We start from the raw sequence: 11,426 nt of genomic DNA, 5'->3' as shown, positions 1-11,426 counted from the left end.
TGGGGCGCCCTATTCGTTTGCGGCGCCGCTGGATGCGGCCCCGTCGCTGCCAGCGGCAGGCGCTGTGGCATCTTGCGTCGCATCGCCATCGGTCGTTTCCGCTGCCGGTGCTGCCGGAGCGGCGCCATCAGTACTTCCGGCATCAGGCGATGCCTCGGCCGCACCCTGAGCGGGCGTTGCCGGGGTCGCGGCCTGTGCCGGGGCGGTCGCCGCACCTTCCGGCGCTGCACGTTCCTGCGGCGTGACCTGTGCGCCCGGTCCGGCGCGCTGCAGCCCGGCCACGATTACCCGGTCGCCGGGCTCGACACCTTCGGTCACGACCCAGTTCGGGCCCTGATCCTGCAACACGGTCAGTTGCCGCTGCGCGACAATCCCGTCAGCGCCCACCACAAGCGTCTGGGGATTGCCGCGCCGGTCCCGCGTCACGGCCTCCTGGGGCACGAGAAAAGCGTTTTCCACGAAAGCGGTCGGCATTTCGACCTGCACGTACATGCCCGGCAGCAGCAGCGTGTCGGGGTTGTCGAATTCGATCCGCAGCACGACCACGCCGGTACGTTCGTCCACATGCGGTTCGGCCGCGGTCAGCAGGCCCTCGTGCCCGTAGGTGGAGCCATCGGCGAGGGTCAGGGCGACCTTTTCCGACGCATCGGGATCGATCGCCGTGCCGCGGCGCCACGCCAGCATGTCGGCGGCCGACTGGGTCACGTCCACGTAAACGGTGTCGATCTTCCGGATCGTCGTCAGCGGCGTCGCCTGGCTGGCGGTGACCAGCGCGCCCTGCGTGATCTCGGACAGGCCGATGCGGCCCGACAGGCGCGCCTTGATCCGGGTATGGTCGAGTTCGATCTGGGCGGCCTGCAGCGCGGCTTCGGCAACGGCGACCTGCGCGCGGGCGATATCGCGGTTGGATTCGGCCTCATCATTGGCCTGCTGGGTCGACACGCCCCGTTCCGACAGGGTCGAGGTCCGCTGGAAGTCGCGGTTGGCGGCGTCCAGCTGCGCCTTGGCCGAATTCAACGCGGCCTGCGCCTGCGCGACCGCGGCCTGGTAGGTCGTGGGATCGATCTCGTAAAGAACATCGCCCTCTTCAACGGTCGTGCCTTCCTTGAACTGGCGGCTCAGCACGATCCCGTTGACCTGCGGGCGCACTTCGGCCTCGGCCGAGGCGCGCACCCGGCCCGGCAGGGTCGAGGTCAGGGTCAGGTCCTGCGGCTGCAGCGTCACAACCGTCACGGCCGGCGGCGGCGGGGTACCCTGCTGCGCCACGGCGGAACCGCCGGGGAGGCCCAGAAGCACGAAGACGGCAAGGACCGCACGCAGGGCGGACACATATGTATGGGCCATGGACGGCTCCTCATTCCTTTTTCCGTGAAAACGCTTGGCGTGCGTCCAAGGAAAACTTACAAGACTCGCGAGTCTCATAATTATGGTTGTGGTCGGTCCGCAAGCGGATTCCCACTGCACCAGAGAACAGAACACGTGCACGGAGGCGCAGTTTGCATAAACCTGCTCAAAACAAGGGCACAAATGTTGCCGCCGATCAACCGCGCAAGGGGCGCCCGGTGGTCATCGACGCGGAACAGCGTCGGCAGATCATCTTCGCGGCGCTGGGCGACCTCTTCCGCGAGGTGGGGCTTGAAGGCATGACGATGTCGGCCATCGCCCGGCGCGCGGGCATGTCGAAGCAGACGCTCTATGGCCTGTTCCAGGACCGCGACAGCCTGTTCGTGGCCTTCGTCGACCAGCATTTCGCCCAATACGAGGCCGGCCCCGTCGATGAAGACGGCGGCATCGCCGACAGGCTGCGCGAGCTGTTCCACTTCGACGCGCCGGACGACGCCTGGGACCTGCCCGTGGCGCTCCTGCGCCTTGCGGTGGTCGAGGCGGCGAACCACCCGCAACTCAGCCGACGCTGCATCGAGGAAGGCCGCCGCAACAAGCAGGCCCGCATCCGCCACGAGCTGGACCGCGCTTGTGCCCGTGGCGAACTGGCCATCCCCGACACGGACGAGGCCGCGGACCTCCTGATGGACATGTTGCACCTGCCAATCCTGGAAGCGCTGGTCGACCCGACGCACCGTCCACCGACCAAGGCCTGGCAACGCCGGTTCGAATACGGACTGTCGGTGTTCCTGAACGGGGTCAGGTAAGCCCGCGCCAGTCTTTTTTGGTCCGAAAATACCTCAGGGGTGTGGGGACAACGTCCCCACGCACGGTGGCAACTACGCCACCTGCCCGGGCCTGCGCGACACCTGCACCGCAAGGATCCCCGCCGTCGTGATCAGGACACCCACGATATCCAGCGGCCCCAGCGCCTCGCCAAGCAACACCGCCGCGATGCCCACGCCGAAGACCGGGTTCAGGAAATGGAACGTCGCCGCGCGCACGGCGCCGATGCGGTCCAGCAGCAGCACCCAGACGAATGTGGCCGTCAAGCCCGGCACCAGCGTCGTGTAAAGGAACGCCCAGAACAGCGGCCATGTGGGATTGACCCGCAGCGGCTCGAACGGGATCGCCACGGCGAACAGGCACGCCGCGCCGATCAGCATCTGCAGGCCCACGACCATCATGAAGTTCCCGCCCGACGTGGCGCCGCGCACCGAAAGCGTCGCGACCGCCAGCGCCAGCGCACCGATGAAGCACAACATGACCCCGTACAGGTCCACACCGGCGGAAATGCGCGATCCCATGATCAGCGCCACACCGCCAAAGCCAAGGATCAGCCCCAGAATGCCCAGCGGCTTGATCTTCTCGCGGAAGATCAGCCAGCTGGCCAGCCCCACCAGCAGCGGCAGCGACGACGCGATGATCGAAGCCAGCGAGGCCTGCACCGTCTGCATGCCGACGAAGTTCAGGCCAAGATACAGCGCGTTCTGGCAGATGCCGAAGGCGATGGTCGCTTTCCACTGCGCGCGGGACAGTTTCCAGCTTTGCCCCAGTGCCAGCGCGATCCCCACGCCGATCAGGCCGGAAATCAGGAAGCGCATCGCCAGCGAATAGAGGGGCGAGGCGTCGGCCACGATGATCCGGGCCGACGTGAAGGCCGAAGACCACATCAGGGCAAAGGCCAGCCCCATGGCTATGCTGCGGATGTCCATGACGCGTCCCCCGGAATGCTGTGACCCGCGCACCCTTTTCGCAAATCCGCCGCAGCCGCAACCCGGGCGGAATTTCGCCGTTGCGGCATTGGTGTAGCCTTGGGGCACCCTTGGAAGATAAATCGTTAAGATACCGACGATTCGCGGTTGTGACTTGGGGGCAGACACCCTTCTGCTAAAGCGCATGGCTATGGCATCAATAATGCTCGACCAGGACGCCGAAAGGCCCGTCCTGCGCGTGACCGGCAAGCTGCTGACCGCGGCGCTGGGCACCGTCGAACGGGCTATGCCGTCGATTCCATCGAATACGTCGGATCTGGAAATCGACCTGTCCGGTGCCGACGCGCTGGACACCGGCGGTGCGTGGCTGATCGCCGATCTGAAGACGCGGCTGGAGGCCGAGGGCCGGTCCGTGACGATTGTCGGCGCGTCCGACGATCAGGCCGCCCTGATGGCCGCCGTGACCAAGGCAATCCCGGAGGATGAATCCCCCGAAGCGCCGCCGACCGGTTTCATTCCCCTCCTCGACCGTACCGGCCGCGGAACGGTGGATGCCGGCAAGTCGGTCGTGTCGCTTCTGAGCTTCTTCGGGCTGATCCTGACGCGGCTCGTGGGCGTGTTGCTGCGGCCGTGGCGGCTGCGCTTTGCCGCGCTCTTCACGCAGATGGAGGAAACCGGGCTGAAGGCCGTGCCCATCGTGGCGCTGATGGGCTTCCTGATCGGCGTGGTCCTGGCCTTTCAGGGCGCGGCGCAATTGCGGCAGTTCGGGGCCGAGGTCTTCGTTGTCGACCTGATCGCCGTGTCCGTCCTGCGGGAACTGGGGATCCTTCTGACCGCGATCATCGTGGCGGGCCGGTCGGGGTCGGCGTTCACCGCCTCCGTCGGCTCCATGAAGCTGCAGGAAGAAATCGACGCGATGCGGACGCTGGGCCTTGATCCGATCGAGGTTCTGGCCGTGCCGCGTATTCTTGCCCTGCTGATCATGTTGCCGATCCTTGGCTTCATCGCCAATATCGCGGGCCTGTTCGGCGGCGGATTGATGAGCTGGATCGACCTTGGCATCAGCCCCGGCCTGTTCATTTCCCGCCTCTATGCCGATGTCGGCGTCTGGCAGCTGGCCATCGGCATGATCAAGGCGCCGTTCTTCGCCCTGGTGATCGGCGTGATCTCGATCTGGCAGGCGTTTCAGGTTGAAGGCTCGTCCGTCAGCGTGGGGCAGCGGACCACCGCGTCGGTGGTGCAGTCGATCTTCCTTGTCATTGCGCTCGACGCGCTGTTTTCGGTCTTCTTCTCGGAAATGGGTGTCTGATGGACGGCGCGAACACCCCCCTTGGCGAAGACAACGCCCAGACGGACGAGGTCGCCATCCGCGTACGTGGGCTGAAGAACCAGTTCGGCCGGCAGGTGGTGCACGAGAACCTCGATCTGGATGTCATGAAGGGAGAGGTGCTGGGCATCGTCGGCGGGTCGGGCACCGGCAAGTCGGTGATGCTGCGGACCATCGTCGGGCTGAACCGCCCGGCCGAAGGCTCGATCGAGGTGCTGGGCGTCGATGTTCTCCATGCCTCGGAAAAGGAACGGCGCGAGGTGGAAAAGCGCTGGGGCGTCGCGTTCCAGGACGGTGCGCTGTTTTCGTCGCTGACGGTTCTGCAGAACGTCATGGCGCCGATGCGCGAGCATCTGAAGCTGCCGCACCACATCATGAAATCGCTGGCGGAACTCAAGATCTCGATGGTGGGCCTGCCCTACTACGCGGGCGACAAGTACCCGTCCGAGCTTTCGGGCGGCATGAAGAAACGCGCGGCACTGGCGCGGGCGCTGGCGCTCGACCCGGAAATCGTGTTTCTGGACGAACCGACGGCGGGGCTCGATCCCGTGGGGGCCGCGGCCTATGACAACCTGATCGGGGAATTGCAGCGGTCGCTGGGTCTGACGGTGTTCATGGTGACCCATGACCTCGACAGTCTGTACGCGATCTGCGACCGTATCGCGGTTCTGGCCGAAAAGAAGGTTCTGGTCACCGGCCCCATCGAGATGATGACCGAAATCGATCATCCGTGGGTACAGGAATATTTCACCGGGCCGCGGGCCCGTGCAGCACAGGGCAAGGGGTAAGGCATGGAGACGCGTGCGAATTTCGTGCTGATCGGGGCCTTTACGCTTGTGGGTCTGATCGGGGCGTTCGCCTTCCTTCTGTGGCTGGCAAAGTTCAGCACCGATCAGCAATATGCCTACTACGATGTCCTGTTCGAAAGCGTCGCTGGGCTGGGGACGGCAGGCGACGTGCGGTACAACGGCCTGAAGGTGGGCCAGGTCGTGTCGCTGAACCTTGACGACAAGGATCCGTCGCGCGTCCGCGTCCGGCTGGAAGTGGAAGAGAAGACGCCGATCACCACCGAAACGGTGGCCGTGCTGGAAAGCCAGGGCGTGACCGGGGTCAGCTATGTGTCGCTTCAGAACGACAACCCCGGCGGCAAGCCACTGGCCGAATTCAGCGTGATCCCGTCCAAGCGATCCCCGCTGCAATCGATCTTCGAAGGTGCGCCGGAATTGCTGAACAAGGCAGTCGACCTGCTGGACAAGCTGAACAATGTCGTAAGCACCCAGAACCAGCAGGCGGTGACGGATCTTCTGTCGAACCTGTCCTCGGCGTCCGAGAAGGTCGATACGGTCATGGGCGAATTCGAGGGCCTGTCGAAGGATATATCGGCCGCGTCCAAGGAAATCTCGAATTTCACGGGCGAATTGAAGACCCTGTCGGACACCGCCCAGACCACGCTCAACACCGCGACGACGACGCTGGAGACCGCCGACACTGCCATCAAGAAGGCCGAAGGCGCCATCAGTACGGTCGAGGCGACGCTGAACAGCGCCAAGACGACCTTCGACACCGCCGACCAGCTGATGAAGGGCGACGTGGCCGAGATGCTGAAAAGCGGCGCCGCGGCGGCCGCCACCGTGAACGAGACGGTCCAGACGCTGACGCCGGTTGTCGACACGACGCTGAAGGCGGCCGAAACCTTCGCCAATGCGCGCCTGCCGCAGCTGATGACGGGTATCGAGAACACGGTGAAATCGCTCGACGGACACGTGGACACCCTTGCGGGCGAAGCGACATCGCTTATCGCGCGCTACACGAAGGTGGGCGACGAGATCCAGCAGCGGGCCGAACAGTCGAAGGAACTGATCGACAATTTCAACACCGCGACCCAGCAGGCGAACACGACGCTGGATTCGGTGAAGACGACATCGGACGCAGCCACGAAGTTCATCGAAGAGCAGGGCAAGCCGCTGGCCGATCAGGCAACGCAGTCGCTGGCGTCGATCCAGACGCTGACCCAGGACACGCTGCCGCCGCTGGTGGAGCAGGCCACGACGACATTGAACTTCGTCGATCAGCAGGCGCGGGAGCTCAGCGAGTCCGGCCAGAAGATGATCACCGCCGCCACCGACCGTCTGGACGAGGCGCAGAAGACGCTTCAGGATATCGACACCGCGATCGATCAGACCACGAAGACCATGGTGTCGGTCGAAAAGACATCGGACTATCTTTACGATCTGACCTTCGGCACCGGCACCAAGATGGTCGAGGATATCAGCGCCGCCATGGCCGAGGTCCAGAAATCGGTCGCAACGATCAACGAAACGGTGCAACGCGATCTTCCGGGCGTGATGCAGAACGTCACCCAGGCGGCGGACACGGCGAATTCCGTGATCCAGACCGTGGGCGCGGACGTTACCAAGATCTCGGGCCGGATCGACGGGATCACGGTGGATGCGCAGGATGCACTGAAATCCGTGACCAGCGTGATGACCAATGCGAACGAAACGCTGTCGGTCGTCAACACGGCGGTCACCACGGCAAACGGCACGCTGGCCACCGCGCAGAAGACGTTCAGCCTGGCCAACAACGCGATCACCGAAGACCTGCAGCCGATGATCAGCAACATTCACACGTCGGTCGACAACATGACCCAGTCCATCAACAAGGTGGCGCAGGAGGTCGACGCCGTGACCGCCGATGTGCGGGTGGTGTCAAGCTCGGCCGCCGACCTGCTGGGCACGGTCAATTCCATCGTGCAGGAGAACCGCCGTCAGGTGTCCGAATTCCTTCGTCTCGGACTGCCGCAGCTTCTTGGCTTTATCGAGGAAGCGCGCCGCCTGGTCATCAATCTGGAGCGGCTGGCCGATCGGATCGAACGCGATCCGGCCCGGTTCCTCCTTGGTACGCAAGGATCGACTTTCCGCAGATGATGTATCCCCGTTTTGTCCCCGCCCTTCTGATCGTCCTGGTGACCGGCGCCTGTGCCGGGCTGGGCGTGACCACGCCGACCGACCTGTACCTGCTGACGCCGAAAAGCACCTTCGCCAGGAACCTTCCGAACCTGGGCGTCCAGATCGTGGTCGAGGAACCGACAGCCTCGGCCGCGGTGAATACCAACCGGATCGCGGTGCAGCCGACGCCGCTTCAGGTCCAGTACGTGTCCGAAGGCCGCTGGGTCGACCGGGCGCCGCTGATCGTGCAGAGCCTGCTGATCGAAAGCTTCGAGAACACGGGCAAGGTGTCCTCGGTCGGGCAGTCGGCCGTTGGCATCCGGGCCGATTACACGGTGATCACCGACCTGCGGGAGTTCCAGGCGCAGGTGATTTCCGCCGAAGGGGATCCTACGGTGCTGCAGGTCGACGTGCGGCTGAACATCAAGGTGCTGGAGGCCTATGACGATCACATCATCGCCTCGTCTTCTTTCGAGGAGGCCGTGATCTCGGTCAGCGACGAGACCCCCGATATCGTGAAGGCCTTCGACGAAGCGCTGGGCGATGCGATGCGCGACGCTGTGGAATGGACGATCCGGCGTGTGGCGGCGCATTCCGGCAAGTATCCGCCCCGCTCCGCGTCCTACGAGTAAGCGGTGGAAGCGGGGCTTGCGGCCCGGCCTTTTTGGCGGCATGACCCGGCCCGAAACGAGATCGGGGGCGTGATTTGAAACAGGCACGGGCATGGCAAAGGATGCTGTCGGGCCGCAGGCTCGACCTGCTCGATCCGACTCCGCTGGATATCGAGATCGAGGACATCGCCCATGGCCTGGCCTTCGTCGCCCGCTGGAACGGGCAGACGAAGGGTGATTTCGCCTATTCGGTCGCCGAACATTCCCTGCTGGTGGAAGAGATCTTCGCCCGGATCGCTCCCAGTGCGCCGGTGAAATGGCGTCTGGCGGCCCTTCTGCACGACGCACCCGAATACGTGATCGGTGACATGATCTCGCCGGTCAAGGCCGCGGTCGGCGCGGGGTACGGTGACCTCGACGACAGGCTGGCCGCCGCGATCCACCTGCGGTTCGGGCTGCCGGCCATGCTGCCCAAGACGGTGAAGCAGCAGATCAAACGCGCCGACAAGGTCAGCGCCTGGATGGAAGCGGTGGAGATCGCGGGCTTCACCCGGACCGAGGCCACGAAGTTCTTCGGCCGCCCCGACGAGGCGTCGGTCGCTGCCTGCCAGATCCGTCTGCGCCCCCCGCTGGAGGTGCGCGCGGCCTTCACCGCGCGTCACGCGGAGCTGATGGAGCAGATGTGACGGGCCTTGCAGCCCGGGAATAGCCGGGTTGCCGGATCCCTCGAATTGGCTCAATCCCATTGTACTTTTTCCGGCACAAGCGCAGGGTCGCGGCCATGCCGACACCTGCATCGACCCCCATGACCTCTCACAAACCGGCGCGTGGCGCGGGGCTGTACCTGTCGGCGATCTTCCTGTTCAGCGTGATGTCGGCGATCGTGAAGGCCCTTTCGGACACGGTTCCGGCGGGGGAGGCCGTGTTCTTCCGGTCGTTCTTCGCCTTTCCGCTGATCCTGATCCCGCTGATCGCGAGGGGAGAGCTGCAGGACGGATTGAAGACGGCGCGGCCTCTCGACCACATCATCCGCGGAGTGATCGGGACGCTGGCGATGGGGCTGATGTTTGCCGGTCTTGGCATGATCTCGCTGCCCGAGGCGACGGCGATCACCTTTGCCGCGCCGCTGTTCGTGGTCATCCTCGCGGCGATCATCCTTGGGGAAAAGATCCGGGCGATCCGGATTTCGGCCGTGGGAATCGGCCTTGTCGGTGTCGTGATCATGATCTGGCCGCGGCTGGGCAACGGCCTTGCGGCGGCAGACATGGCAGCCGTCGGCGCGCTGTGCATTCTGGGGGCCACGGCGGCGCGGGCCTATGTGCAGATCCACGTCCGGCGGATGGTCACGACGGAAAAGCCTGCGACAATCGTCTTCTATTTCACGCTGACCTCGACCGTCGCGGCGCTGTTCACGCTGCCCTTCGGCTGGGTCGTGCCCGACGGGCAGACGCTGGTGCTGCTTATTCTTACGGGGATCATCGGCGGGGCGGGGCAGATCCTGATCACGTTCTCGTACCGCTACGCGCCGGCGTCGTTCTTGGCGCCCTACGATTACAGCTCGATGCTGTTCGCGCTGGTGATCGGGTATGTCTGGTTTTCCGAGGTGCCGACGGTGATGGTTCTGTCGGGTGCCGCGCTGGTGATCGCGGGGAACGCGCTGGTCATCTGGCGCGAACGCCAACTGGGGCTGGAACGCGCCCGCCAGCGCGGGATGGCGGACCAGAAGGGGTAGTGAACCGTGCCCCCGGCGTCCCGACATTCACTTGTCGTTTGACCCGGGGGCACCCCGGGCCGCCCCCGACCCTCCCCCGGGAGGGCGCATGGGTGATGTCCCCTCCGAACCAATGCAGCGCGGGACAAGGACGCCTCACTCCAGACCCCTCGTGGCAAGCGCCCACCCAGGCTCGGGCGCTGCCCTTCTCTCGTCGGATGAATGTCGGATGGCGCGTGATCTGCATCCCTTCAGAGATGCTTCCCCTTCGTTTCCTTCGACATCACCACCACCCCGAAGGCGATCGCGGCGACGACCATGATGTAGAGGATGGGCGAGAAAACGAAATCGGTCTCCTTGATCAGCCATGCCGCCACGACCGGCGTCGTGCCGCCGAAGATCGCCAGCGTGATATTGTAGCCGACCGAAATCACCGTGTTCCGCGCGTTGTGCGGGGCCCATTCCACCAGCGTCACCGGGTTCACCCCAAGTCCGAAACCGCACATCGCGGCGAAGCCAAGCTGGCCCAGGAAGATCATCGTCGGATCGGAATGGAACATCAGCCAGGAAAACGGCAGCGACAGCACCACCAGCGATCCCATCGTCAGCAGCAGCACGGGCTTGCGCCCCAGCTTGTCGGCCAGCCAGCCGCCCAGCAGGATGAACAGCGCCATGAGCCCCATGTTCAGCGTGTTGATGTCGAGAACCAGCGATTCCTTGACGTGGTAATGCGTCGACATGAAATCGATCGAGAAGGTGAACATCGCGTAGAAGGCAATGTTCGTCGCCGCCACCAGCGGCAGGAACTTCAGGATGATCGGCCAGTAATGCTTCAGCGCATGCCCGACCGAGATATCGTCGTCCTCTTCCTCGATCTCCTGGGCCGTGCCGTCGTCTTCCTCCTCCTCCTCGCCCGAGGTCAGCCCGCCGGTCCGCATGAAGAACGCGAGCCCCGCGATCAGCACGCCGATCGCGAAGGGAATGCGCCAGCCCCACTGGTGCATGTCCTCGGACGACAGCGTTGTCGTCAGGATCGCGGCCACCCCCGATCCGACAAGAAAACCCAGGATCGCACCGGTATTGGCCGTCGCGCCAACGATCCCGCGCTGCGATCTGCGGGCCGATTTTACAAGATAGACGATGGACCCGGTGAACTCTCCACCAACCGAGAACCCCTGGATCATCCGCAGCATCACCAGCCCGATGGAGGCGAAATACCCGATCTCGGCATAGGTCGGCATTATCGCGATCAGTCCCGATGCCCCGCCCATCATCAGCACCGACCACAGCAGGACAACCCGTTCACCGTACCGGTCGCCGATATAGCCGAAGAACGCCCCGCCGATGGGCCGCATCAGGTACCCGGCGGCGAAGGTGCCGAAGGCGGCAACGGTCGACACGAACGGATCTTCGGATGGAAAGAAGTTGTGACCGATGATGGCCGCGAGGTAGCCGTAAACGGCAAAGTCGAACCATTCGACGATATTGCCCGCGGCCCCGGATAGGATTGTCTTCGCGCGATCTGACAGCGCCATGGCGTACTTACCCCCTGTTTTTACTCGTTACACGTCACTTGGTACCTTGGTTTTGAACTCACGTTACAACGGGTTTCGCCTTTTGCGACCCCCGGGCGGGGAAAAAACATCTGATCGTTGCCGGGCCGTCTTGTGTGCGAAGGGCAGGCGGCAGACACGAAAAAGCCCCGGCGCACGGGGCACCGGGGCTTCTGTT

The 11,426-nt window shown here is 64.3% G+C and carries 10 protein-coding genes; 7 read left to right on the top strand and 3 right to left on the bottom strand.

Translation table 11 applies throughout. The annotated features are described in order from the left end of the window. Window positions 1-9: 9 nt before the first annotated feature. Window positions 10-1,344: an efflux RND transporter periplasmic adaptor subunit gene (locus tag D4754_RS01375; RefSeq protein ID WP_121060880.1), complete on the bottom strand. Its 1,335-nt coding sequence runs from the start codon at window positions 1,342-1,344 to the stop codon at window positions 10-12. Between the two features lie 218 nt (window positions 1,345-1,562). On the opposite strand from D4754_RS01375, the gene D4754_RS01370 reads away from it, so the two are divergent. Then, window positions 1,563-2,150: a TetR/AcrR family transcriptional regulator gene (locus D4754_RS01370; RefSeq protein WP_240453713.1), complete on the top strand. Its 588-nt coding sequence runs from the start codon at window positions 1,563-1,565 to the stop codon at window positions 2,148-2,150. A gap of 72 nt (window positions 2,151-2,222) precedes the next feature. Here the strand turns inward: D4754_RS01370 and D4754_RS01365 are convergent, their stop codons facing one another. Beyond that, window positions 2,223-3,098, bottom strand: a complete 876-nt coding sequence (locus D4754_RS01365; protein WP_121060878.1) for a DMT family transporter — start codon at window positions 3,096-3,098, stop codon at window positions 2,223-2,225. Between the two features lie 184 nt (window positions 3,099-3,282). On the opposite strand from D4754_RS01365, the gene D4754_RS01360 reads away from it, so the two are divergent. The 6 genes from D4754_RS01360 to D4754_RS01335 all read left to right on the top strand — a co-directional run bounded on the left by D4754_RS01360 (window position 3,283) and on the right by D4754_RS01335 (window position 9,716). Then, window positions 3,283-4,407 (top strand): ABC transporter permease, encoded by a 1,125-nt coding sequence (locus D4754_RS01360; RefSeq protein ID WP_121060876.1) that lies wholly within the window; start codon window positions 3,283-3,285, stop codon window positions 4,405-4,407. Beyond that, on the top strand, window positions 4,407-5,213 hold the full coding sequence (locus D4754_RS01355; protein WP_121060874.1) for an ABC transporter ATP-binding protein: 807 nt from the start codon (window positions 4,407-4,409) through the stop codon (window positions 5,211-5,213). Before D4754_RS01360 ends, D4754_RS01355 begins: the two co-directional genes overlap by 1 nt. Before the next feature lie 3 nt (window positions 5,214-5,216). Beyond that, complete coding sequence (locus D4754_RS01350) at window positions 5,217-7,352, top strand: MlaD family protein (protein ID WP_121060872.1); 2,136 nt, start codon at window positions 5,217-5,219, stop codon at window positions 7,350-7,352. Then, window positions 7,349-8,005: an ABC-type transport auxiliary lipoprotein family protein gene (locus D4754_RS01345; RefSeq protein ID WP_240453712.1), complete on the top strand. Its 657-nt coding sequence runs from the start codon at window positions 7,349-7,351 to the stop codon at window positions 8,003-8,005. Before D4754_RS01350 ends, D4754_RS01345 begins: the two co-directional genes overlap by 4 nt. A gap of 74 nt (window positions 8,006-8,079) precedes the next feature. Continuing rightward, the gene (locus D4754_RS01340; RefSeq protein ID WP_338031133.1) at window positions 8,080-8,670 is read left to right on the top strand and encodes an HD domain-containing protein; all 591 of its coding nucleotides are present in this window, start codon (window positions 8,080-8,082) and stop codon (window positions 8,668-8,670) included. Between the two features lie 119 nt (window positions 8,671-8,789). Further along, the gene (locus D4754_RS01335) at window positions 8,790-9,716 is read left to right on the top strand and encodes a DMT family transporter (RefSeq protein ID WP_121060864.1); all 927 of its coding nucleotides are present in this window, start codon (window positions 8,790-8,792) and stop codon (window positions 9,714-9,716) included. Window positions 9,717-9,946: 230 nt separating this feature from the next. Here the strand turns inward: D4754_RS01335 and D4754_RS01330 are convergent, their stop codons facing one another. Then, window positions 9,947-11,230, bottom strand: coding sequence for an MFS transporter (locus tag D4754_RS01330; RefSeq protein ID WP_121060862.1), 1,284 nt, complete (start codon window positions 11,228-11,230; stop codon window positions 9,947-9,949). Window positions 11,231-11,426 lie beyond the last annotated feature (196 nt).

It is taken from the genome of Chachezhania antarctica, assembly GCF_003646465.1.
GTDB classification, from domain to species: domain Bacteria; phylum Pseudomonadota; class Alphaproteobacteria; order Rhodobacterales; family Rhodobacteraceae; genus Chachezhania; species Chachezhania antarctica.
The sequence above is the reverse complement of the archived record's forward strand: the minus strand, read 5'-3'. Positions and strand labels throughout refer to the sequence as shown.